The organism is Bacillus stratosphericus, from assembly GCF_020524495.1.
Taxonomy (GTDB): Bacteria; Bacillota; Bacilli; order Bacillales; family Bacillaceae; genus Bacillus; species Bacillus stratosphericus_B.
Map to the genome: position 1 here is coordinate 12,550 of NZ_JAIVLB010000029.1, position 24,883 is coordinate 37,432.

The window sequence follows — 24,883 nt, forward strand, 5'->3', positions numbered from 1 at the left end:
TAAGAGGAGGAACAGGAAATGGCACTTTTAAAGGATGGAATTTCTGAAATGATCGACGGAAAACGTGTCATTACAAAAAAACCAGAGCTGCTTGCACCAGCAGGAAACCTGGAAAAGCTGAAAATTGCTGTACATTACGGAGCAGACGCCGTCTTTATAGGAGGGAAAGAATTTGGACTTCGCTCAAATGCAGATAACTTTTCAATCGAAGAAATGGCAGAAGGCGTGGCATTTGCAAATCAATACGGTGCTCGTATTTATGTGACAACGAATATCTTCGCCCATAATGAAAACATGGACGGGCTAGAAGAATACCTTCAAGCGATTGAAGGCGCTGGTGTAGCGGGAATTATTGTCGCTGACCCGCTGATCATTGAAACGTGCAAACGTGTGGCACCAAAGCTGGAAGTCCACTTAAGCACGCAGCAATCTCTTTCAAATTGGAAAGCTGTTCAGTTTTGGAAGGAAGAAGGACTTGAGCGTGTGGTGCTTGCACGTGAAACAAGTGCGCTAGAAATTAGAGAAATGAAAGAAAAGGTCGATATTGAAATCGAAACGTTCATTCACGGTGCAATGTGTATTGCTTATTCTGGTCGATGCGTGCTCAGTAACCATATGACAGCGAGAGATTCTAACCGCGGAGGCTGCTGTCAATCTTGCCGCTGGGATTATGACCTTTATAAACTAGAAGGGTCTGAAGAATCACCATTATTCGGTGAAGAAGACGCACCATTTGCTATGAGTCCAAAAGACTTAAAGCTTGTTGAATCCATTCCTCAAATGATCGAGATGGGGATTGACAGCTTAAAGATCGAAGGACGGATGAAATCGATTCATTATGTGGCAACTGTTGTGAGTGTGTATCGTAAAGTCATCGATGCCTATTGTGCAGACCCAGACCATTTTGTCATTCAGCAAGAATGGTTAGATGAATTAGACAAATGTGCAAACCGTGACACAGCACCTGCCTTTTTCGAAGGAGTACCAGGAACGGATGAACAAATGTTTGGTATTCATGGAAAGAAAACAACATTTGATTTCGCAGGTCTCGTTCTTCATTATGATGAAACAGAACAAATGGTGACATTGCAGCAGCGTAACTTCTTTAAAGCTGGCGATGAAGTCGAATTCTTTGGCCCAGAAATTGAGAATTTCACATGCAAAATCGATACCATTTGGGACGAAAAAGGAAACAAGCTAGATGCCGCCCGTCATCCACTGCAAATCGTAAAATTTAAGCTTGATCAAAAAGTATACCCTAGCAACATGATGAGAAAGGGGAAATAACAGGCCCATGGGGAGAAAACCAGTGGTGATTGGGATCGCTGGCGGCTCGGGTTCAGGGAAAACGAGCGTCACCAATTCTATCTATGAAAAATTTAAAGGACATTCGATCCTCATGCTTCAGCAAGATTTATATTACAAAAATCAAAGTCACATGCCATTTGAAGAGCGCTTGCTCACGAACTATGATCATCCGCTTGCATTCGACAATGACCTGATGATTGAGCATTTGGAACAGCTGCTAAGGTACGAATCCATTGAAAAACCAATTTATGATTTTAAACTAAATACACGTTCAGAAGAGACTGTACATGTTGAACCAAAGGATGTCATCATCGTTGAAGGCATCTTTGTGCTTGAAGATGAACGTCTTAGAACCTTAATGGATATTAAACTGTATGTGGATACAGATGCAGACCTTCGGATCATTCGCCGTATTTTACGTGATACGAAAGAAAGAGGCCGGTCTATTGATTCCGTGATTGAACAATACGTATCTGTTGTGAGACCGATGCATAATCAATTCATTGAACCGTCAAAACGATACGCCGATATTATCATCCCAGAAGGCGGCCAAAATCATGTGGCAATTGACCTCATGGTGACAAAAATCCAAACGATTCTTCAAAACCGAGCAGAGTAAACGGTGATGAAGAAAAAGACCTTTACATTTTAAAGGTCTCAGCGTGTAGACAAACCCTCGCATTCGTTGTCAGCCCTGCGTGCATGTGCTCACGAATCTAAAATTTGCTCCGCTCCAGTACTCGTCCTTCCTAGACTTCAAAGGTTTTCAATCACGCTGAAAAGAAGACAAAGGGCTTAAAATAAAGATCATTTTAGCCCTTTGTCAACACTCTAAGCCCCTTACATTCTAAAGGTCTTTTCAGGATCTTACAATACAGTCACGAAACTTGTCTTAACACGTTTTCAAACAATTCTTGATCAAAATGAAATTTTGTAATAATATAACATAGACATATCGTACACTGACCATATTATGTATTGGAAGATGGAGAATGGATAAACTATTCTTCTACATATGATCGAAATGGCCAAACGAGGTACAGGAGCTTCCTGTGCCTTTCCACAGTTTGTGCGATGAAGATAGATCATCTTTAGATTGCTACTGATCTTGTCTGATAAAAGGCATAATAGTTGCATCTAAAAGGGACGCCATGTAAGATGGACTTTTACGAATATGGGACAGAAAGAATGAGGGCTTCAACATGTCCTCATTCTTGTATATTTCAGTCGTCACTCACATACAGAAAGTATGTATGATGAGGATTAATAGAAGGAGTGAATGATTCATGGCACAAGAGAAAGTATTTCCAATGACAGAAGAAGGAAAGCATAAACTAGAAGAAGAGCTTGAATATTTGAAAACGGTTAAACGTAAAGAGGTTGTAGAGCGTATTAAAATTGCTAGAAGCTTTGGTGATCTCTCTGAAAACTCTGAATATGATTCTGCTAAAGAAGAGCAAGCGTTTGTAGAAGGTCGTATCACCACGCTTGACAATATGATTCGCAATGCCAAAATTATTGAGGATGAGGGCAACTCAAATGTTGTCTCACTTGGTAAAACCGTGACATTCGTTGAATTACCGGACGGAGAAGAAGAGTCATATACGATTGTAGGAAGTGCAGAGGCTGATCCATTTGAAGGCAAGATTTCAAACGACTCACCGATTGCGAAAAGCCTGTTAGGTAAACAAGTAGATGACAAAGTAACCGTTCAAACACCTGGAGGAGAAATGTTCGTCCAAATTGTAAAAATTTCATAATCACGTTTATACGATAAACACCTCGTCCACAATAGGGACGAGGTGTTTTTATGCGCAAAAAAAGAAGAATTCAATGGACAGGTGCCATTATTTTTATCCTATTGCTCGGTCTGCTCATTAGATTGGCAGAAATTCAGCTATTTTTCACAGAATCTTTTTCTAAGCTTGATATCAACTTGATACAAGAAAGTGTCAGACAGCGAACAGAAGAAGTGGTAATTTCAGATGGACGCGGCGAGTTTTTAGATCGAAACGGCCAAGCACTTCTAACAAAAGAACAGCCAGCGGTCATCTTATTTCCTTTTCTGCAATATGATCTTCCTCATTTAATACAAACCGCCTTTATTCTCGGGATGGAACAAGACGAACTTAAAAAGAAGCTAACAGAAACGAAAAAACCTCTTATTTTAAAGGATGACATCACAAAAAAAAAGCTGAAAGATATCAATGAGATGAAATATTCAGGTGTGTATGGCGTATATATGAAAGAGAAGGACAAAAAAAGACTTGCACTTCACACATTAGGCTTCACAAGCGAGAACCCAGAATTGTTAAGAAGACGTTATCCTGACAAAAAAGAGCTTTCAATCCGAACAGAGATTGGTACATTCGGGCTGGAAAGTACATTTGACGAATTTCTATTACCTGAGCAAGACACAAAATTGTTATATCATGTGGACGGAAGGGGAAACCCTTTGTTTGGAATGGACGTCAAATATACAGCAGAAGCTCATTCGTTTTATCCGCTGCAAGTTCAGACAACAATGGATGAAGACATGCAAGCCGAAATGGAGAATGTTCTCAAAGAAAAAGGCGTTAAAAAAGGCGGAGCTGTTCTACTCGACATTCAAAATAGCAGTGTGCTGGCCATGGCGAGTGTTCCAAATGTCACAAGTAAAAACCGGCATGAGGCAAGAAATTACATGCTGACAGCCATTGCACCAGGCTCCGTATTTAAAACTGCTGTGCTTGCCGCAGCGATTGAAAAAAATCTCGACAAGCCACAAACCATGTATGATTGTCGAAAGAATTTATATGGTGAGCCAGAAGGAAAACAGGAAGTGCTGAATCTGTCTGAGAGCTTTGCACAAAGCTGTAATTATACCTTTGCGACACTCGCCGATCAGCTCATTCAAACAGATCATCAAATCATCGAACAGACGGCTTCAAAGCTTGGACTTCTTGATCGAGCTGGCTGGGAAGGTGATGTATACCATAAGCATCAATTCAAACAGTTTGATCGTGAAGAAACAGGCAGCGTGTGGGGAGATAAAAGAGACAAGCATGTCGAAAAAGCCATTGCACAAACAGCGATAGGCCAAAAAAATGTCAAAACGACTCCTTTGCAAATCGCCAATATGATGGCAGCGATCGCAAGAGGCGGAGAACGAAAAGAAGTGAAAATTGCAGATAAAGTGCTATATCGAAACGGAACAACGATGCTATCCTTTCAAAACAAACGAGTTGAAGGAGAAAGCATTGACCGCTATACAGCTCAAAAGTTGCAAAAGTACTTAAGACAGGTGGTGACGTCTGACAAAGGAACAGGAAGAAGATTTCAAGATTTGCCATTCGATGTGGCGGGGAAATCAGGCACTGCACAAACCGGCAGTAAAGACAAAAAGGGGAATCCACTTTATCATAAGTGGTTTGCTGGATATTTTCCGGTGGAAAAGCCAAAATACGCCCTTGTGGTCGTTCACCTTGATGAGGTAAGTGGCCGGGCTAAGACAAATGATGCGTTTTATGATATTGTAAAAAAGGTCAATAAAATTGAAAAGAAACAGACATAGAACATCCCTTCATGTCATGTTAGAATAGTAACGACTTAGGGAACAGAGGCAAAGGAGTGCAGAGATTTTGAGTAGAAATTCTCGATTTGAACATCGTGATAAGCGCAGAAAGGCTAATATGGTGCTTAACATATTAATTGGTATTGTTGTGGTGCTTATTTTGGTTGTCGCTTCGAGTTTGTTAATTTTTAATAAACCGATAGATACAGATGTAGCGAATGAACCATCAAAAACGGCACCTGCATCGAGTGAAAATAAACAAAACTCAGAAGAAGATGTGAAAGATCAAAATAAAGATACTTCAGATGAATCAGACGAAAAAAAAGATGATGCATCTGATCAAGACGACGATATAAAGAAAACGGATGATGAAGATCAGCCAAACAAAGATGCGTTAAAAGACGCCAAAGAAACAGATGGTGGCAAAACGAGTGACGTAGACAAAACATACGAAAACGATGACTGGGATCCTGTCGGAACAGAGCAATCCGGTTCACATACAGCAACCTATGATTCTAACTCAACAGACTGGAAAGAAATGATCAAAGCCATGTCCTATGCGACAGGGATATCAGAAGATCAAATGACTGTTATTTGGTTAGGAAATAACGGAGGACCTCAAGATGCAAAAGGAACCATCCGTGATAAATCGACAGGTCAACGCTACCGCGTGGAAATTACGTGGGTGGATGAAAAAGGCTGGAAACCAGTGAAGGTTGAAAAATTAAAATAAACATGAAAAAAAGATAGCGTACATGCTCTTAGTACATGCTATCTTTTTTATTTAGACATTCGCTTTAAAATGAACAACTGCTATGTACAGAATCAGGTCATCCATAACAGTCGTCTGAAGGCCCACTGATGAACGGTCAACAGGTTCGCCTGATTATGTTTAATATGTTTTTCGATCTTTTGTTCCTCCCAGTATTTTTTAGTAGGAAAGAAACAGAAGATATGGTAGAATGGGAACTTTAGGACGGAATAAAACATACTATACATATATGAATAAATAGATAAAGTGGAGGGGAAGAAAATGGGACGTGAGTTTCTTTCTTTATTTGATCATTGGGCTAAGTCTTATGATGACACCGTAAGTGGTCATGACGAGCAGTATAAAGAAGTGTTTCGCCGGTATCCGGCCATTCTAAAAGAGATTGTGGAACGTTCAGGTCAATATGTTCTTGAGTTTGGAAGCGGCACGGGCAACCTAACGGCGGCATTGCTTAGAGAAGATAAGAAAGTGTTTGGCGTTGAACCATCAAACGCCATGAAGAAAGCGGCTCTTCAAAAGGGAATACCAAATGTGTTTTATGATGGTGACTTTTTATCATTTCCAGAGCCACCTTTTGAGCCGGATACGATCGTCAGCTCATATGCATTCCACCATTTAACGGACGAAGAAAAAAAACAAGCCATTCACATCTATAGCAACATCTTTCACTCAGGTGGTAAAATAGTCTTTGCTGATACAATGTTTCAAAATCAAGCAGCACACCAAGCTGAAATCGACAAAGCGAAAGCTGCTGGATTCGATCAGCTTGCAGAGGATTTAGAAACGGAATACTATCCATCCATTGATGTGTTAAAGCAAATCTTAGAAGAAGAAGGTTTTAGCACGTCCTTTCATCAAATGAATGATTTTGTTTGGATCGTAGAAGCGAAGAAAAGGGAATGAAAGGATGTTTTTGATTTGAAAATCGCAGTAATAGGTGCAATGGAAGAAGAAGTCACGATTTTAAGAGATCAACTAAAGAATGCTACACAAGAAAACATCGCTGGGTGTGAATTTACAACAGGTGTTTATGAAAATAAAGAAGTCATTTTATTAAAATCAGGGATTGGAAAAGTGAATGCGGCGGTCAGCACAACACTTCTGCTTGACCGCTTTCAGCCAGATTATGTGATCAATACAGGATCTGCTGGCGGTTTCCATCACTCATTAAATGTGGGCGATATTGTCATATCGACAGATGTCAGACATCATGATGTAGATGTGACGACCTTTGATTACGAATATGGACAAGTGCCAGGATTGCCAGCTGCTTTTATGGCAGATGAAAAGCTTGTGAAGATAGCAGAGGAATCTGCTTTAGAGATCGATCATATTCAAGTGTCAAAAGGAACGATTGCAACAGGAGATTCGTTTATGAATGATCCAGATCGTGTAGCGTTTGTAAGAGAGAAGTTTCCAGAGCTATATGCGGTGGAAATGGAGGCAGCAGCCGTCGCGCAAGTTTGTCAGCTGTTTGGAACGCCATTTGTCGTTGTTCGAGCGCTATCAGATATTGCGGGGAAAGAATCCAATATCTCCTTTGATCAATTTCTTGAGCAAGCAGCGATTCACTCAACAGATCTTGTCCTGCGTATGATAAAGCAAACACAATAAAAGAAGGGTTCCCCCCTTCTTTTCCATGCAAAGGAAGGGATATAATATGGCTGTCATAAAGGATATAACGGAATTAATTGGTCACACACCACTTTTAAAGCTGTCAGGGATTGGCGTTCCGGCAGGTGTTGATGTCTATGCAAAGCTTGAAATGATGAATCCAGGTGGAAGTATTAAGGATCGTTTAGGTGACATGCTGATCAAAGAAGCGTTGGTATCTGGCAAACTGCGATCAGGCGGAACCATGATTGAAGCAACTGCAGGAAACACTGGAATCGGGCTTGCGTTAAGTGCAAGGAAACATCAATTGCGTACCATTTTCTGTGTTCCAGAACACTTTAGTCAAGAGAAGCAACAACTCATGAAGGCACTTGGTGCAGAGATTATTCATACACCAAGAAAAGAAGGGATGAAGGGTGCGATCGATCGAGCACTTAAACTAGAGGCAAGCCTTGAAAATGCGTATTGTGTTTTACAATTTAAAAACCAAGTAAATCCATTGACTTACTATAAAACGCTAGGACCAGAAATATGGTCTGACTTACAAGGGAACATAGATGTTTTCGTGGCAGGAGCGGGCTCTGGCGGGACTTTTCAAGGATGTGCCGCATATTTAAAGGAGCAAAATGAGGCGTTAAAAACGGTTGTTGTGGAACCAGAAGGATCGATTTTAAACGGCGAGGAACCGGGACCTCATAGAACGGAAGGAATTGGTCTTGAATTTATTCCAGATTACATGGAATCGTCTTTATTTGATGAGATTTATACCGTCTGTGACGATGATGCTTTCCGAATGGTGAAAGAAGCAGCTAAAAAAGAAGGCGTTCTGCTTGGAAGCTCCTCTGGAGCCGCATTATTTGCCGCTTTAGAGGAAGCCAAAAAGGCAGCACCTGGGACAGTCATTGTCACCATTTTTCCTGATAGCAGTGAGCGGTATTTAAGTAAAGGAATTTATGAGGGAGGAAAATAGAATGAAACCAAAAACAATGATGATTCATAGTGGAACAACTGGTGATGAAAAAACAGGAGCCGTGTCTGTACCGATTTACCAAGTGAGCACCTATAAGCAACCAAAAGCAGGTGAACATACAGGGTATGAATATTCTAGAACAGCGAACCCAACAAGAACCGCACTGGAAACGATCATTCGTGATCTTGAAGGAGGAGCAAACGGCTATGCTTTCAGTTCAGGTATGGCTGCTATTACAGCAGTGATAATGCTATTTAACAGCGGGGATCATATCGTACTGACAGACGATGTTTACGGCGGGACCTACCGCGTTATTACGAAGGTGCTAAATCGTATTGGAATTGGGGCCACATTTGTTGATACAAGTGATCCTGAAGCGGTGAAAAAAGCGATTTTACCAGAAACAAAAGCCGTTTACATTGAATCACCGACCAATCCTTTACTCAAAATGACCGACCTAAAAGCCATCAGCCACATCACAAAAGAAGCCAACACCTTAATGATTGTAGATAACACGTTTTTCACACCGTATTTCCAAAAGCCGATTGAATATGGGGCTGACATTGTCCTGCACAGTGCCACAAAATATTTAGGGGGCCATAGTGATGTCGTGGGCGGACTTGTCGTAACAGCAACGAAAGAGCTCGGTGAAGAACTGCACTTTGTTCAAAATTCTACAGGTGGGATTCTTGGACCACAGGATTCATGGCTTCTCATGAGAGGAATGAAAACACTTGGACTAAGAATGGAAGCTCATCAACAAAATGCGCAGAATATTGCTGAGTTTCTAGAACAACATCCAGCAATCACACGTGTCTATTATCCAGGTCTAAGCGCTCACCGGGGCCACGACATAGCGAAAACACAAGCAACAGGCTTCGGTGGTATGATCTCTTTTGATATTGGAAAAGAAGAAAATGTCGATGTGTTTTTAAGTCAGCTTAAGCTGTTTACAATAGCAGAAAGCCTTGGAGCAGTTGAAAGCTTAATTTCTGTTCCTGCTCGAATGACTCATGCATCCATTCCAAAAGAGCGCAGGGAAGAGCTTGGCATCACAGATGGTTTAATTCGAATTTCTGTAGGTCTTGAAGATATTGATGACTTATTAGTTGATATCGAACAAGGGCTGGACGCGCTAGCGAATGGATAGATTTACATGCTCCTCGCTTTCTCTCACTATGTTAAGCTATGAATAGACATTGACTACGGGAAGGTGAAACAAGTGAAGAAAAAGTGGAGTGGTTTAGTGACAGATTACAAGCAATACGCTTTTATTTTGCTTGCTGTCAGCACCTTTTTATATATTGGGACGATCTTACCTAATCAGCACCTTGAAGCATCTCCAAAAATGCTGATGATGGGAGTAGATTGTGTTTTCTTATTAGCAGCTTTTCTTTGTGTAAAACGTGCGATCTTTTTTCAAAGAAAACTACAAGAACTAGATGAAGATTAATCCGAAAAGTCTCCTCATGTGATGAGGGGGCTTTTTTCATTGTATTGGTCAATTCGGACAAGAAAGTCTGTATAAATTTAGTCAAAAACACAAAAAACATCCAAATTTCTAAAAACAGGTATACAAAATGGTGCTTGCTGGATATACTTACAAAGTAATTAAAAATGTAAAGGAGGCTGAAGGATATGTTATTCGTATCTACTTGTGATCAATTCAATCTACAATTTTCCCATGTCATCAGCCTGTGGAAGAGCTCGTGTCCTTCCTTTACCTATTACGGTGCACGCTTGAAAACTGTAAAACTGTTTAAGTAAACGAGGATTTCACGCTTCATCCATCGCAGGTTGAAAGACACTGTCTTTCGAGCTGCATTTTTGTGTACCTGCAGTTCAACTGATATAGAAGATCTGCGGGCTATTTCGTATGCTGTTAACTTGAAGGGAGGTGAGCGTATATGACAATCCATTTATTTTTTATTACTTTGACGATCCAGCGTAAATATAAAGACATGGAAACCGTTCTTTATGAACAACAAGTCGAAACCTTTTATGAAGAAATGAAGCAGAAACAACTAAAGTATATGAACTAAGAAGAAAAAGAAAAAGATGAAAAGGAGGAGATTGACATGTTTATGATGCTTGCAATGCTTGATTGTTACACAAGGGAGAAGGACCAGGTTTAGACACGCTCCACATTGATCACGTGCACATATGATAACCGTAAAAGGAGAATGTGAGGTGATCAATGAATGTCTATGTCACCATATATGAGGTTTCCGTCAGTGGGACACGGGTATGCGTCCATTCCGCACTCCTTAAAGCACGGATACGGCAATCCATACCGAATGCAAAGAGAGCAAGAAGAAATGTTCAGACGCTATATGTACAATTACAATTATCCAACCTATTGGTATTAAAGAAAAGGAGCAGAAAACGTCATCGTTTCCTGCTCCTTTTACATTAGCAAATCCAGCTTGCACCAATGATGATCAACAAAATGAACAGTACAACAAGCAACGCGAATCCGCCTGCAAAACCGCCACCGTAGCCACCGCAGCATCCTCCAGAATAACCGCCAAAGCCCATAATCTAGCACCACCTTTATCTAAAGATACATTTATAAAATATGCAGCTCATGCAGAAAACGAAATCAATCTGAGCACAATTAAGGAAAATGCCTATTCGTTAAAATATTTTTTCGCGTCATGCGAAACATTTTCTAAAAAGGTACCGTCTAAATAAAGGACAAATAAATTAGGACTAGGTCTTAACTTTTGTTTAGGCGAAAGCCGATATAAAAAGTAAGAAAATTGGTAAATAATTTTATTTACTGGTGTAAAGCAGGTGTTAACATTGATTCAAAGCTGGATTGGAAAACAAATGAGGGAACCAAAAGGCTTGTTCTCAAAATGGGTTTCCTGCTATATGGAAAAAAATCATCATCATATCAATCAATGGACGATTCAACTCTTAAATATACAAGAAAATGACCGAATTTTAGAAATTGGCACTGGAAGAGGTATGACTTTATCAAAAGTAGCAGAAAAACTTGATCGAGGAAAAGTATATGGAGTGGATGCCTCTCGTCATATGATCAAATATGCAAAAAGAAAAAATAAGAAGCTTGTAGAGCAGGATAAAGCTGTGATCACTCTTGGAAAGGCTGAACATTTGCCTTTTGAAGATAGATCATTCAATAAATTGTATACAGTGCAAACCATCTATTACTTGGCGGATATAGAGCAAGTGATGAAAGAAGTATACCGCGTTCTTCAAGTGGATGGAGAAGTATTCTTATCTTTTCAAAATCAGGAGCCGCTGAAGAAACAAAAATGTTCACAATCTTTTTCAACTTACAGTGAACAAGAGATTTGCGGTCTATTTTCAGCATATCACTTTAGAGAAGTTTCGGTTTATTACTATGATACATACATCTGTGTCAAAGCCTTAAAATGATGAAAATATTTCCCAGGTAATGAACAAGCGTCAAAAAAAGAGGCTCTTCGTCAGAAGGGCCTCTTAACGTGCGATGCATTCATGACATCCAAGCGCCATGATGTCAACAAAGAAAAGGTTCTTCTTGAAAGAGCCGTTTGCATTCATTTCATATGTAGGGGCCAGCCAGGTGTGTAAGGAATGATAGTATATATAAGGAATTTGTTTGTCGATTAAGGATACCTGTCTGGCTTATTCGTTATATCGGCACCGTTCTGCAAATGTTTAGCTTTTTTTCAAATGCAGTTTTCCAGCTGTTCAAATTTCCAGACAAAGATCAGGCGATGGAAAAAATACTTGATTTGACGATGCTTTCTGATATTTTCCCGACAGGGTTTCACGGCGATTCTGCTGTGATCGTCGGTGATCTTAATGAGAAACGGCATCAATAAGCGAGAAGCTTTGGCCTATACTATTTTCCTCAATTTTGTAACATGTTATAATGAATGAATTGGAAATATTGATCTTTAGTTGAAGATTATACCATACATTTCACTTAACTATGATATAAATTTATCATATAGATCTTGATTTGAGAGAGCGGCATAAAGGCTTCAATAGGAAGAATAGGGGAGAGATATCGATTGATAAAAGTACATGACATCAAGAAAAATTATGAGGATAAACAGATATTAAAGGGGATAAGCTTTCACTTGAAAAAAGGGGAAGCATTTGGGTTATTAGGACCTAATGGTGCAGGGAAATCAACACTAATCGGCATCATGACAGGACTTATCCGTTCAACAAGTGGTACTGTTACAATCGGAGGTATCGATCTAAACAGAGAAACAAAGCATGCTCAGCAATTGATTGGTATTGTCCCGCAAGAGATCGCTTTATATTTAGATTTGACAGCAAAGGAAAATTTAATGTTTTGGGGGAAAATGTACGGTCTTAAAGGGAAGAAGTTAAAAAGTAGAGTACAAGAAACGCTTGAGTTAATCGGTCTTGAGGATAGAGGAAAGGATAAAGTGAAAGTATTTTCAGGAGGGATGAAAAGAAGGGTCAATATCGGTTGTGCTATTTTACATAAGCCAAAAATTTTAATTATGGATGAACCAACAGTTGGAATAGATCCTCAATCGAGAAATCATATTTTAGAAACTGTCCAAAGGTTAAATCAAGATGGAATGACTATTGTTTATACGAGTCACTATATGGAAGAGGTTGAATACTTATGTGACAAAATTGGAATCATTGATCAAGGATCACTTGTTGCACTAGGGACAATTGCTGAACTAAGTAAGCTTGTTGAAGAACAAAGAGAAGTAATTTTAACGATTAAAAATAATAAAGCAGATATTGAAAAAGTGTGTAAGTATATTCGAGAAAGCTACCCTACAAAAGATTTTAATGTCGAAGGTCAAAAATTTAAAATATCAGATCAAAAACCTCAAGAATTTATTAGTAAGTTAATTCAAGTATTAACAGATATGAAAGTGGAAATTATTTCAGCAGAAGTTGTAGAACCAAATTTAGAAAATGTATTCTTGTATTTAACAGGTAAGAAATTACGAGACTAGACCGAATAGAGGTGAGCATATGAGTATTTGGGTTGTACTGAAAGATCTATTATTGTTTTTTAGGGATAAGAAAAGCTTTTTTACACTTTTTTTATGCCTATCATATTAATTGCTATTTTAGGTGCAGCATTTGGAGATAACATGAAGAAAGATAGTGAAGTCAGGATGGATTCATTTCGAGTAGGAATAACAGATCAAGATAAGTCAGCTACAAGTAAAATGTTTCTTTCAACATTGTCTAAGAGTGAACTCAGTGACATATTTGAGGTGAAGGTTACCTCGAAAAATCAATTAGAGAAAGATTTAAATAGTAGAGACATTACAATGGGCATAATCATCAAGCCGAATTTTGAAAAAAGCCTATTAAATCACGATCATGTGCAATTGAATATTTTGAAAGGACCTAATTCAAACTTACAGGAAATAGTTCTAGAAAATGTGGTTTTGCAATTCTTTCAAAATTATCATATGAATCGTATTCTGGTGCCGTTGAATCAAGGTAAAGAAGTGGAGATCGTGTCTGATCAACTGAAAAAAGAACTGGTGAACGAGAGGAATATTCGGATCAACAGCCAGCCGATTACATCCTTCCAATACTATGCAGGCGGGATGGGTGTGCTTTTTTTATTAATGACTGTTGTTTTTCTAGTTGGAAGTATGATAGAGGAAAAAGAGGAAGATGTTTACAAAAGGCTGATTGTATCAAAATTAAGCAATACTAGTTACATCGTTGGGAAGTTATTGGGTATTGTTTTGATGAGTATGATTCAACTTGCGGTCATTATTTTATTTACTAGCTTTGTCTTTAAGGTGAACTGGGGAGAGCCTTTTACAGTTGTTATGATCGGATGTAGTTTTATATTAAATGCTGCGGGTTTCGGAGTACTGATTGGTTCTTTTATCAATAGAGAAAAAACGTTTAACAGTGTGGGGATTTTAGGAACTCAAGTGTTAGCTGCTTTAGGTGGGAGTATGGTGCCCTTATACTTATTCCCACAATGGGTGATTGATATCAGCTATTTTTTACCTAATTCTCTTGCACTTCAAATGTTTTTGAAAAGTATGGCAGGTGCTGATTTTAGTGACATTCAAAATGGGTTTTTGCTTAGCTGCGGTATGGGACTAGCTTTCTTCATCATTGCTTTATTAAGAATGTCTTTTGAAAGGAAGCATCGTTATGCATAAAATATTAGCCATTATAACGTTAAAGTTAAAAGAAACATTAAAGTCCCCATTGACCCTCATTTTTCTATTTGTTATGCCTATCGTATTTAGTATTATCTTTGGAAGTACGGCATCTGATACAAAGAAACCTACAGTTGCTTTTATTCTAGAGCCCAATCAAGATGAACTCGATCAAGAAATTTTTCAAATTCTTAAAAAAAACACCAAATTTCTCTGGATAAAGGCGACTGAAAGCGATGCAAAAGATTTAGTATCTGAAGAAAAGGTCATTGCATCTGTGAAAGTTGCAAACCCGTTAAAGTCCCATATAAAAGTTAAAGAGATTTTTGATGTGACAGTTTTTAAGAAAACTGAGGAATATGCAGTCTTATCTCCCTATTTAAAAGAGACAGCGGCCATCATTTATCAAATCAATCAGGGTGTGAAAGAGCAGAAAAGTGTTTCTCTCACCAATGCTTTGAACAAGTTAAATGAATCTGGCACTATTTCATTGGTTGAAAAAAATCAAGATGGTCAAGCAAGCCAGCAACCAAATTTAATACCCCTTGGCTTTACTATTATATTTATGATGTTTGCGATTTCAAGCTCTGTGTCATCCATTCATTTAGAGTATAGAGATTACACATGGCAAAGATTGCTCTCAAGTCCCATCCATAAAATATCTGTATTATTGGGCTATTTCATAGCTTATTTTCTTCTTGGATGGATCCAACTGGGTGTTCTTCTGACCGTATTATCTATATTCTTCAATGTGTACTTAGGCAACCTTATGCTTATTTTAGTGTTTGGATCATTCGTTATTGGTCTTGTTGTGAGTTTAGGTTTTATGATTGCAACCTTATCTCATACAAAAAAGCAAGCTGAAGTATTTAGTGCAATTATCATTGTAGGAACTTGCATGCTAGGCGGTATTTATTGGCCATTAGATATCGTTCCAGACATTATGAAGAAGATCTCTTTGGCTATACCGCAAACTTGGATGATGTCTGGTTTTGGTGAGATTATGAGCGGTACTGTCAATCACTCAATCTTATTATTAGACATAACAGTTTTAGCTGCTTTTACGATTGTTTTTATGGTGATTGGTTTGAAAAGTATCAAGTCATATTGATCACGTTTCTTCGTTACATTGCTTTTATGCATTGTGCGAAGCCGTTCTGACGATTGGCATGACAGGCATCTTAGGCGGGTTAGCACATGTTCTATCTATACGAATCTCCGTCATTTTAGGGAGTGTGTATGCTTCTAGTTTGTCTATTTCTATGTTTTGTCATTTTTCGTCCATTGACTGTCAACAAAATAGTGCATCGTACTTAGAAGATTAAAAAATGATGTTACCATTATTTAAGTAAGTTAATTAAATTGATGAAAAAAGGAGTCTTACAAATGAAAGCACTACGCTGGCACGATCAAAAGGACATTCGACTAGAAGAAATTGACGAACCAACAGTTGCCCCAGGAAAAGTGAAACTAAAAGTCAAATGGTGCGGCATTTGTGGAAGTGATTTACATGAATATCTAGGAGGGCCTATCTTCATTCCAGTGAACGAGCCTCATCCACTGACAAAAGAAAAAGCACCAGTAACATTAGGACATGAATTTTCTGGTGAGGTTGTTGAGGTAGGTGAAGGCGTGAGCGATTACAACGTAGGTGATCGAGTGGTGGTAGAACCGTAGAACCTATTTTTTCCACTCACGGGCACCAAGGTGCTTATAACTTAGATGAAAACATGGGCTTTTTAGGACTTGCAGGAGGCGGCGGTGGATTCTCTGAATATGTATCAGTCAATGAAGAATTACTTCATTTGTTACCAGACGAATTGTCATATGAGCAAGGCGCGCTTGTAGAGCCTTCTGCAGTTGCTTTATATGCTGTTCGTTCTAGTAAAGTACAAGCTGGGGATACAGTGGCAGTGTTTGGCTGCGGACCAATTGGCTTACTTGTCATTGAAGCGTTAAAAGCAGCTGGTGCTACTGATATTTATGCAGTTGAATTATCAAAAGAACGCCAAGAAAAAGCAAAAGAGCTTGGATCTATTATTGTGGATCCTTCTCAGTATGATGATGTTGTTCAAGAAATCGCACGCCTTACAAACGGTGGAGTCGATGTTTCTTTTGAAGTGACAGGTGTACCTGTTGTATTAAAGCAAGCAATCCAATCAACTAGAATTTCAGGTGAAACAGTCATTGTAAGCATTTGGGAAAAAGGCGCAGAAATTTTGCCGAATGACATTGTGATTAAAGAACGTACAGTCAAAGGAATTATCGACTACAGAGACGTATTCCCATCTGTTTTAAACTTAATGAGAAAAGGCTATTTCTCCGCAGATACACTCGTTACGAAAAAAATCAAGCTGGACGATGTGATCGAGAATGGCTTCCATGCATTAATCAATGAAAAAGATCAAGTGAAAATTTTAGTCAGTGCTGAATCGTAAGACCAAAGGGAATGGCATCAGCTATTCTCTTTTTATATGACCTGTCCGTTTTCATAGAGAGGGTTACATTTGAATAGTGATAATTGAAAAGCTGTTTATCAATGGGAGATGACATCATGTTTTATCACATCAAAGAACTGCAATAATAAGCGAAGCCCTCAAGAACAGGAAGAACGAGAATGCGATCTTGTCGCCACTAGGACAGAAGCGAAAGAAATGACCTATCATATATTCAAAAAATATCTCTTGATTGAAGCATCCGTTTAGGGTGCTTTTTTATGAGTAAAAAAGGGGATGTATTGATAAAATGATGAAATATGGGTTAGTTTGAAAGATCGATATATTTTTAGAAAAATATTGAAGTGTTATTTCGAATATATTATGATATATGACGTAATGTTACAAAATATACAAATATATGACAAGGAGACCATTATGATTCTAAAAAGAAAGGTAAATTGGAAAAGGAACATTGCAGCGCTACTAGCCTTTGTGATGCTTATAACAATGTTTCCTTCTGACATTTTTGCAGAAGAACCTGAAGAAAATACAAAATCAAGTCATAACAGCATTCAAAAAACAGACGATTCAAAAACCTTGGAAATGGCAGGAATTGATGAAGATGAAATTGGAAAAGACGGAGAAGTTCTATCAGAAAGAACAGAAAGCAGCAAGCTTTTCTATGAAGGAGATGGTGTATTTACCCAAGAGGTATATCCTAACCCAATTCATATAAAAGAGTCACCAGATGCTGAGTGGGAGGACATCTCTCCAGAATTAAAGACAACCTCGAAAAAAGAAATAGAAACAGAAAATGCAAGATTAGATTCAACCTTTCAAAAACAAATGAAACAAGGGCTCTATGCCACATTCGAACATAAAAAACATCAAATTGAATTTTCAATTTTAAAAGCTTCAGGGACAAACAAACCAGAAATACATTCCAAAGATACCTCTGCACAATTTAAAGAGAACACCAACGAGCTTACATATGAAGAGGTATTTCCAAACATTGATTTACGATCATTTACTTTTAATGAAAACATCAAAGAAGATATTGTACTCAATCGATATGATGGCTACAATTCTTTTACATTTAAAATAAAGACAGATCTAACTGGAAAAATTGATGAAGATGGTTCTGTTACATTTTATGATCAAAAAAAACGGACCATTTTTCAAGTTCCAAAACCGTTTATGACCGATTCAAATTTAGATGAAAAGTCAGGTGAAGTTGCTCGATCAGAAGATGTGAGCTTTGAATTGCAAAAAGTAAATGATGGCTATTTACTTCATGTAACAGCTGATGATAAATGGCTGAAAGATCCTGAACGAGTTTATCCTGTGTCTATCGATCCTTCGACTTCTTTATCTGTTTCATCAGACACATTCATTATGAGTGCATACCCAACAACAAACTATTCATCTTCTACGCAAAAATGGGATGCTAATCTGAAAAGTTATGTACTGAAAACAGGTTATTATGATAAAACAACTGGTACAAACTATGCGTTCATGAAGTTTAATTCATTCAAGCCGATTCAAAATATGAATGTAACAAAAGCGACTCTCAAAACGTATATCGCTCATTCATATTATGGAACGAAGGCAACTGGTCTATGGCTGGACACAGTCAATGCAAACTATGATCATACAAAACTAACATGGAACAATAAACCAAGCTCAAAAAACATCGGCAAAGCCAATGTGTATAAAGGACAATGGGCGAGCTATGATGTGACATCGACCATCAAAGCTTGGAATAGCGGAACAGCAAACTATGGATTTAAATTACATGCAAATGGAAATGGGCAAGATCATTGGAAAAAAATAATCTCATCAACAAACTCAACCAAAAAACCAGTCATTGAAGTAACGTATACAATTCCTCAGGCAAATGCACCAACTGTAAAAGGTTTTAGTAATGGAAATGGTACAGGTTACTTAAATTTAAGTTGGACCAAGGTGTCTGGGGCAAAAGGCTACAAAGTGTGGCTATACAACGGAAAAGAGTATGAAGCCATTTCAGTTGGAAATGTGGCGTCATGGAGTACAAAAGGAAAGAATATATGGCCGACAGCGAGCGAGATTGCAGCAAAAAAATATAAACTCCATTTAGATGGAAAAGGTGGAACTGAATTAGCTGTTGACCCTTCTCCAGTTTATAAAAACTCAGGCGGCAATTATGCGACGAGTAAAAATTATTGGGTAGCTGTAAGTGCTATTTTTGACCAAGGTGAAGGCGTAATGTCGGCAAAAGTAAAACCTGTCGTGCCTAATGTGGCTAGAGCGAAAGCACCTAGTACAAAAGGATTCAATAATAATAACGCAACAGGTTACTTTGATCTTTCTTGGAATTCAGTTTCCGGTGCGACCGGTTATAAAATACAAATGTTTAATGGAAAAAGCTATGAGACATTGGATCTCGGGAATCAAACATCATGGTCAACAAAAGGGAAAAAAGTGTGGCCGACAGCTACAGAGATTAAAGCAGGTAAATATGCATTGCACTTGAAAGATGGAAAAGGTGCGGAACTTCCTATTCATCCAGGTGCGACTTACAAAAATGCTGGGGGAGATGCAGCTCAAAAACATTATTCCTTCAGAGTGATTGCATACAATAAAGATGGAGAAGCCATTGCTTCACCGCCAGCTGGACCAACCTTACCTGATTTATCAAGACCGAAAGCTTTATCTGGATATGCTTATACCAATACAAAAGAGAGCCAAACGGGTTATATCAACTTACATTGGGATAAGGTAAAAAATGCAAAAGGGTATAAAATCAACATCTATAATGGCAAGGCATATCAAACGTTTGATGTAGGTGATGTGGATCATTGGACGACACAAAACAAGAACATTTGGCCAACTCCTGCTGAAATTAAAAATGGAAAATATGTGCTCCATACAGATGGTAAAGGCGGGGAATTAGCGCTCGACCCATCTCCAGTGTATGAAAATGCAAATGGAAATTATAAAGGACGCAAGAACTATTCCTTTACCCTTGCCGCCTATGATGCAAATGGAGAAACCATTCCAACACCAGCCTTCAACCCGACATTTCATGCAGGTGCTGAATTTCTTGGAACAGAGGATTACTGGTCAATCATCGATATACCAGATGGTCAGCTCAATGGTGCAACTGGTAATGTGATAGTTAGTGAAGAGGAAATGTCGATCGATGGAAGAGGACCAGGTCTCGGAATTGGTAGAACTTACAACAGTTTAGGTGCAGCTGATCATCTGTTTGGCCAAGGCTGGTACGCAGATGTAGAAACAAGTATCACTCCAACAGAAGATGGTGCGATCTATATTGATGAGGATGCCACAACTCACGTTTTTACAAAAAAAGCAGATGGTACGTATCAACCACCAACAGGTATTTTCCTTGAATTAACGGAATCAAAGGATGAATACATGTTAAAAACGAAGGATCAAACCTTTGCACACTTTAGTAAAAATGGTGGGAAGATCACAAAGGTTGTAGATGGGCATAAAAATACAACGACATACAAATATAACGAAAACAATCAGCTCACATCAATGGAAGATGCATCTGGCCGAAAAATAACAATTGAATATGATAAAGATGGTCATATCGTCTCGGTTCAAGGACCAAAAGGGAAAAAGCTTTCATATGAGTATGATGCAGATTTATTAGTGAAAGTCATTGATTCAGATGGAACGAGCATCTCGTATGAATACGACAAAGAAGGCAGATTGATCAAACAATTCTCTCAAAATAGCACAGAAGGTCAGCCTGTTTTTACAGAATATCAATATCAGGATCACCGTTTAGTCAAAGCAATCAATGCCAAAAAAGAAACCTTTGAGTATGCGTATGATATGTCTAAAAAGACACTCATGCTGACGCAGCCAAACGGTCGAAAAATACAATATACGTACAACGAAGCAGCCAATCCAATTCAAGTTATAGATGATGCAGAAGGGCTTAAGATTACCACTAAAACTAAATATGAAGGCAACCAAATCGTAGAAGAAACTGACCCAAATGATGTAGAAAAAGGAAAGGCTACAGAAAGCTATTCGTACGATAAAAACGGCAATGTCATTCAGGCAAAAGATGCTTATGGCACGGAAACCTACGAATATAACAAAAACAATGACGTCACAAAAGTGAAAGATACAGAAGGAGATATCACAGACATCGCCTATGATGGATTAGATGCTGTATCTGAAACAGATCAAAGTGGAAATATGTCTTCAGCAAGTATTTATGATTCTTACGGGAATTTGGTACAAACGAGTAAAGAACTTGCTGCAGGTGCGAACATTTTAAAAAATGGAAGTTTTGAAGATACGCTAACAGGATGGAAGCTAACAGCATCTAAGGATGCCGGGAAATTAGCGCAAACAGCTGGAAAAAGTGGTGCGTTGTCTGGCAGTCGAGTGTTAGAGGTCAGTTCACAATCGACAACTGAAGGAACAGAACTTGGCTATTCATCAGCTACTCAAGAAGTGACACTAGAGCCAAATACGACGTATACACTTAGTGGGAAAATAAAGACAGAGCTAACGAAAGCGAGAGCATTTTTTAACATCGATTTAAGAGATACAAACAACAAACGAATTCAATGGATCAGCAACGGCTACAGCACATTATCAGGCAAAAATGATTGGACAAAACGCCAAGTCACTTTTACGACGCCATCTCATGCAGGTAAAGCTGTGATCTATATGGAAGTGGATCATCGAGACAAAGCTGGAAAAGGAAAAGCCTGGTTCGATGAGATCCAGCTAGAAAAAGGCGATGTCTCATCAAGCTATAATCCAGTCAAAAATAATTCCTTTACGGATAAAACAACAAGCTGGAGTGGAACAGGTGGTTCATTAGATCATGAAGAAGGCTTTAACGATGACATTTCGTTAAAAGTGACGAGAACATCTTCATCACAAGCGAATGTCATCTATAAACAATCTGTGCCGATTGAACAAAATACAAAAGATCAATCTGTGTATGTCACACTGACAGGGATGTCAAAGGCTGAAAATGTCAAAGGATCAAGTAAAAATGATTACTCACTTCAAGCGATTGTTACTTATACAGATGGCACAACAGGGACGTTTTATGCGAAATTCCCTACCGGCACACAGGAGTGGAACCGAGCGGCGGTCGTCATACCAAAAACCAAACTGTTGAAAAAAATCGATGTCAATATCATTTTTCAAAAAAGTGCGATTGGAACCGCTTGGTTTGATGACATCCGACTAGTAGAAGGTAGTCTTTTAACGAAAACCACTTACGACGAGAAAGGGAACTATGCCGTTAAAGAAGAGGATGAGCTAGGCTACTCGTCTCAATCTGCTTTCGATGAAACAGGCAAAAAGCTGTCTGAAACCGATGCGAAAGGCGAGAAAACAACATACGAATATGACCAGGCAGATCAGCTCAAGAAAATGACTTTATCAAACGGGACATCCATTATGAGAACGTATGATAAAGAGGGCAATGAACGGACGAAAACGATACGTGCAGATTCAGATCAGACGTATCAATTTGAATACGACCTCATAGGCAAATTGACAAAAACCATTGATCCATTAGGGAATGTGTTGAAAAGTGAATATGATGCGAATAGCAACTTAATCAAAACCATTTCTGCAAATGGACATGAAGTCTCTCTCTCATATGATGGAACAGACAGAGTGAAGTCGAAGTCTTACAATGGAAAAGAAAAATATAACTTCAGTTACGATAAAAATGGGAACGAAACGACGGTTGTCAACAAAGAACAAAACACAACCAAAAATCGAACGTTTGACCAACAAAACCGCATTATAAAGTTAACTGAGCGTGGTAGCAGCCAAACTTGGACGTATCCAACCGATTCAGATAAACTGAAATCCTTTGAATGGACACATGGTAATCAAAAAGGAACAAACCAATTCAGTTACAATAAACTGGATCAAATGACGCAGATGAAGGATTCTAGTTCTACGTATTCGTTTGATTATGATGAAAATGGAAATGTCCAGTCCTTTATTACAGGGAACGGCAGTGGTGCTAGCTTTGCTTATGATGAGCGCAATTTAATCAACGAATTGCATATTGGGACAAGCCAAGGTACGACGATCTTAAACGAAGCCTACGAATATGATCAAAATGGAAACAGAATAACGGTTGATCAAGGCACTAACGGGAAGATTCGTTATGAGTATGGAAAATTAGATCAATTGATCAAAGAAACTCATCCAGATGGAACGGTCATTGAGTACACATATGATGGGTTTGGGAACAGAAAAACAGTCACGACTAAAAAAAATGGTGTCAAGAAAACAGTCAACGCATCATTTAACATCATGAACCAACTGACAAAGGCAAATGGGGAGATTTTGACTTATGACAAAAATGGCAATCGAACGTCTGACGGCCAATTCCTTTATGAATGGGATGCAGAAGATAACATAACGGCCATCACGAAAAAAGGGGAAGACAAGCCCTTTGTCACTTACAAATATGATGAGCGTGGATACAGAATTCAAAAAACAGTGAATGGAAAAGTCACCAATTATTTTTATGACGGTGACAGCCTGAATGTTTTATACGAAACAGATAAAGACAACGTAGTCACAAAAGCATACACATACGGTGACAGTGGACAACTGCTTGCATTCACGCAAAATGGAAAGAAATATTTCTATCACTACAATGCACACGGTGATGTCATGGCCATTACAAATAGTGCAGGGAAAAGCGTCGCCGAGTACGAATATGATACATGGGGCGTTCCAACAAAAGTAAAAGAAGATGAAGAAGTAAAAGGAAACCCATATCGCTATGCTGGCTACCGCTTCGACGAAGAAACAGGACTTTACTATTTAATCGCCCGCTACTATGAACCAAAAAATGGCGTATTCCTATCACTTGACCCAGACCCAGGAAGCGATGGAGATTCACTAGATCAGAATGGATACTCTTATGGAAACAACAATCCAGTCATGAATGTAGACCCGGATGGCCATTGGGTATGGTTAGTTGTCAATGCAGGATTTGCGGTATATGATGGATACAAAGCTTATAAATCAGGCAAGGGCTGGAAAGGTGCAGCAGTTGCAGCCGCATCAAATTTTGGACCTGGGAAGATATTTAAGGGTGCGAAGAGGGTTTACGGGTTTGCAGCTAAAACGATTAAAATTAAAGGACACACAAAACATGGTCTTAATCAATCTATAGGTCGAAATGGAGGGCGTGGAGTTAGTGCTAAGGCAAAACTAGATGCTGTTTGTAACCCTAAGAAAAAAATCAATCAAGGAAATGGAACTATAAGGTATGTTGGCAAAAAAGCTACAGTAGTTTTAAATAAAAAGGGGAAAGTTGTTACTTCTTTTGGTAGTTCACGAGCAAAAGGAGATAAGAATAGATTTCACTCGCATGGAAAAGGGAACAAATCCAAAAAGAGAAGAAGGTAAAAACTAATTAAATTTATTTCCATATAATATGTTTTAAGGGGAGATTAGATGGCCGTAATTAAGGATGACTTTATTGAAGTTGAGTTAAAACCTAGGACATATCAAGAAGATTGCGAAGATCCATTTATTTTATCTATATTTGAGTTGTCTGAAGGAAACAAGGTGATAGTTCGTGATTTTTCTGCAGTGTTATTAAAAAGTGAGTATGAAAAGTTAGTCTCAGAAATTGAAGGTTTAATTAATAATAAGTTAAAAAATCTTTATGTAGAAACTATTGAGCCACTGTTTATTTTAAGAATAGATAAAGAAATCGAAAAATATGTAATAAAAATTGAAGTATTTATTACCGATGAAAAGCAGTCAGAACAATATGAGATTAATCTTGATGAGGAAAATGTAAAATGCTTTTTAAAAGATTTGAAATATGATATTGAAGATGTAAAAGATCCTCCGAAACTTCCTTAATTATCGTTAGATTACAATACTTTAAAGGTCATACTAACTCAATTTTAAATTTTAAGGTTAAAAAGAAAAATGAGTTAAGTTCATTAGACGGGACATTTAAAATTAGTATTGAAAAAAGTTTTAAACGAACTTTAATTAAACTTGTATATAATGAACTTCATTTTGAGGAAACAA

General features: G+C 38.4%; 19 protein-coding genes and 2 pseudogenes. 20 read left to right on the top strand and 1 reads right to left on the bottom strand.

The features are described 5' to 3' along the window. Nucleotides 1–18 precede the first annotated feature (18 nt). The 12 genes from LC033_RS12045 to LC033_RS12100 all read left to right on the top strand — a co-directional run bounded on the left by LC033_RS12045 (nt 19) and on the right by LC033_RS12100 (nt 10,586). Nucleotides 19–1,287, top strand: a complete 1,269-nt coding sequence (locus LC033_RS12045; protein ID WP_226568742.1) for a peptidase U32 family protein — start codon at nt 19–21, stop codon at nt 1,285–1,287. Nucleotides 1,288–1,294: 7 nt separating this feature from the next. After that, entirely contained in the window at nt 1,295–1,927 is a 633-nt protein-coding gene (gene udk, locus LC033_RS12050) for a uridine kinase (protein WP_226568743.1), read from the top strand. Nucleotides 1,928–2,594: 667 nt separating this feature from the next. Then, a complete protein-coding gene (gene greA / locus LC033_RS12055) occupies nt 2,595–3,068 on the top strand; it encodes a transcription elongation factor GreA (RefSeq protein WP_099681315.1) in 474 nt (157 codons plus the stop codon). 50 nt (nt 3,069–3,118) lie between these two features. Then, complete coding sequence (locus tag LC033_RS12060) at nt 3,119–4,861, top strand: peptidoglycan D,D-transpeptidase FtsI family protein (RefSeq protein WP_226568745.1); 1,743 nt, start codon at nt 3,119–3,121, stop codon at nt 4,859–4,861. A 67-nt stretch (nt 4,862–4,928) separates the two neighbouring features. Continuing rightward, complete coding sequence (locus LC033_RS12065) at nt 4,929–5,594, top strand: YrrS family protein (protein WP_226568747.1); 666 nt, start codon at nt 4,929–4,931, stop codon at nt 5,592–5,594. A 300-nt stretch (nt 5,595–5,894) separates the two neighbouring features. After that, nucleotides 5,895–6,536: a class I SAM-dependent DNA methyltransferase gene (locus LC033_RS12070; protein ID WP_226568749.1), complete on the top strand. Its 642-nt coding sequence runs from the start codon at nt 5,895–5,897 to the stop codon at nt 6,534–6,536. A gap of 15 nt (nt 6,537–6,551) precedes the next feature. After that, complete coding sequence (mtnN, locus tag LC033_RS12075) at nt 6,552–7,247, top strand: 5'-methylthioadenosine/S-adenosylhomocysteine nucleosidase (RefSeq protein WP_226568751.1); 696 nt, start codon at nt 6,552–6,554, stop codon at nt 7,245–7,247. A 46-nt stretch (nt 7,248–7,293) separates the two neighbouring features. Further along, nucleotides 7,294–8,217, top strand: coding sequence for a PLP-dependent cysteine synthase family protein (locus tag LC033_RS12080; RefSeq protein ID WP_226568753.1), 924 nt, complete (start codon nt 7,294–7,296; stop codon nt 8,215–8,217). Between the two features lies 1 nt (nt 8,218). After that, nucleotides 8,219–9,367: a bifunctional cystathionine gamma-lyase/homocysteine desulfhydrase gene (locus tag LC033_RS12085; protein WP_226568755.1), complete on the top strand. Its 1,149-nt coding sequence runs from the start codon at nt 8,219–8,221 to the stop codon at nt 9,365–9,367. A 72-nt stretch (nt 9,368–9,439) separates the two neighbouring features. Further along, the gene (locus tag LC033_RS12090) at nt 9,440–9,670 is read left to right on the top strand and encodes a YrhC family protein (RefSeq protein ID WP_226568757.1); all 231 of its coding nucleotides are present in this window, start codon (nt 9,440–9,442) and stop codon (nt 9,668–9,670) included. A 454-nt stretch (nt 9,671–10,124) separates the two neighbouring features. Further along, nucleotides 10,125–10,259, top strand: a complete 135-nt coding sequence (locus LC033_RS12095; RefSeq protein WP_078061696.1) for a YrzI family small protein — start codon at nt 10,125–10,127, stop codon at nt 10,257–10,259. A 159-nt stretch (nt 10,260–10,418) separates the two neighbouring features. Next, a complete protein-coding gene (locus LC033_RS12100; protein ID WP_376776447.1) occupies nt 10,419–10,586 on the top strand; it encodes a hypothetical protein in 168 nt (55 codons plus the stop codon). Between the two features lie 43 nt (nt 10,587–10,629). Here the strand turns inward: LC033_RS12100 and LC033_RS17315 are convergent, their stop codons facing one another. After that, complete coding sequence (locus LC033_RS17315; protein WP_376776448.1) at nt 10,630–10,755, bottom strand: YjcZ family sporulation protein; 126 nt, start codon at nt 10,753–10,755, stop codon at nt 10,630–10,632. Between the two features lie 258 nt (nt 10,756–11,013). Here LC033_RS17315 and LC033_RS12110 point away from each other — a divergent pair, with 258 nt between their 5' ends. The 8 genes and pseudogenes from LC033_RS12110 to LC033_RS12145 all read left to right on the top strand — a co-directional run bounded on the left by LC033_RS12110 (nt 11,014) and on the right by LC033_RS12145 (nt 24,709). Then, complete coding sequence (locus LC033_RS12110; protein WP_226568759.1) at nt 11,014–11,625, top strand: class I SAM-dependent methyltransferase; 612 nt, start codon at nt 11,014–11,016, stop codon at nt 11,623–11,625. A 281-nt stretch (nt 11,626–11,906) separates the two neighbouring features. Next, nucleotides 11,907–12,047: pseudogene (locus tag LC033_RS12115) on the top strand (formaldehyde dehydrogenase, glutathione-independent); the annotation flags it as partial. A gap of 201 nt (nt 12,048–12,248) precedes the next feature. Beyond that, entirely contained in the window at nt 12,249–13,187 is a 939-nt protein-coding gene (locus tag LC033_RS12120; protein ID WP_226568761.1) for an ABC transporter ATP-binding protein, read from the top strand. A gap of 93 nt (nt 13,188–13,280) precedes the next feature. Further along, nucleotides 13,281–14,372, top strand: a complete 1,092-nt coding sequence (locus LC033_RS12125; RefSeq protein ID WP_226568763.1) for an ABC transporter permease — start codon at nt 13,281–13,283, stop codon at nt 14,370–14,372. Next, complete coding sequence (locus LC033_RS12130) at nt 14,365–15,483, top strand: ABC transporter permease (protein WP_226568765.1); 1,119 nt, start codon at nt 14,365–14,367, stop codon at nt 15,481–15,483. The genes LC033_RS12125 and LC033_RS12130 overlap by 8 nt, the downstream gene beginning before the upstream one ends. A gap of 275 nt (nt 15,484–15,758) precedes the next feature. After that, nucleotides 15,759–16,810, top strand: a pseudogene (locus LC033_RS12135) (2,3-butanediol dehydrogenase). 435 nt (nt 16,811–17,245) lie between these two features. Next, nucleotides 17,246–24,244: a tRNA nuclease WapA gene (gene wapA / locus LC033_RS12140; RefSeq protein WP_226568767.1), complete on the top strand. Its 6,999-nt coding sequence runs from the start codon at nt 17,246–17,248 to the stop codon at nt 24,242–24,244. Between the two features lie 48 nt (nt 24,245–24,292). Beyond that, nucleotides 24,293–24,709: a WapI family immunity protein gene (locus LC033_RS12145; protein ID WP_226568769.1), complete on the top strand. Its 417-nt coding sequence runs from the start codon at nt 24,293–24,295 to the stop codon at nt 24,707–24,709. Nucleotides 24,710–24,883 lie beyond the last annotated feature (174 nt).

What these genes read in the sequence shown, in the direction of transcription:
- LC033_RS12145 (WP_226568769.1), top strand. Translation starts at nt 24,293, where the DNA reads ATGGCCGTAATTAAGGATGACTTTATTGAAGTTGAGTTAAAACCTAGG.
- LC033_RS17315 (WP_376776448.1), bottom strand. Translation starts at nt 10,755, where the DNA reads ATGGGCTTTGGCGGTTATTCTGGAGGATGCTGCGGTGGCTACGGTGGC.
- LC033_RS12085 (WP_226568755.1), top strand. Translation starts at nt 8,219, where the DNA reads ATGAAACCAAAAACAATGATGATTCATAGTGGAACAACTGGTGATGAA.
- LC033_RS12070 (WP_226568749.1), top strand. Translation starts at nt 5,895, where the DNA reads ATGGGACGTGAGTTTCTTTCTTTATTTGATCATTGGGCTAAGTCTTAT.
- greA (WP_099681315.1), top strand. Translation starts at nt 2,595, where the DNA reads ATGGCACAAGAGAAAGTATTTCCAATGACAGAAGAAGGAAAGCATAAA.
- udk (WP_226568743.1), top strand. Translation starts at nt 1,295, where the DNA reads ATGGGGAGAAAACCAGTGGTGATTGGGATCGCTGGCGGCTCGGGTTCA.
- LC033_RS12130 (WP_226568765.1), top strand. Translation starts at nt 14,365, where the DNA reads ATGCATAAAATATTAGCCATTATAACGTTAAAGTTAAAAGAAACATTA.
- LC033_RS12060 (WP_226568745.1), top strand. Translation starts at nt 3,119, where the DNA reads ATGCGCAAAAAAAGAAGAATTCAATGGACAGGTGCCATTATTTTTATC.
- LC033_RS12125 (WP_226568763.1), top strand. Translation starts at nt 13,281, where the DNA reads ATGCCTATCATATTAATTGCTATTTTAGGTGCAGCATTTGGAGATAAC.
- LC033_RS12080 (WP_226568753.1), top strand. Translation starts at nt 7,294, where the DNA reads ATGGCTGTCATAAAGGATATAACGGAATTAATTGGTCACACACCACTT.
- wapA (WP_226568767.1), top strand. Translation starts at nt 17,246, where the DNA reads ATGATTCTAAAAAGAAAGGTAAATTGGAAAAGGAACATTGCAGCGCTA.
- LC033_RS12100 (WP_376776447.1), top strand. Translation starts at nt 10,419, where the DNA reads ATGTCTATGTCACCATATATGAGGTTTCCGTCAGTGGGACACGGGTAT.
- LC033_RS12095 (WP_078061696.1), top strand. Translation starts at nt 10,125, where the DNA reads ATGACAATCCATTTATTTTTTATTACTTTGACGATCCAGCGTAAATAT.
- LC033_RS12045 (WP_226568742.1), top strand. Translation starts at nt 19, where the DNA reads ATGGCACTTTTAAAGGATGGAATTTCTGAAATGATCGACGGAAAACGT.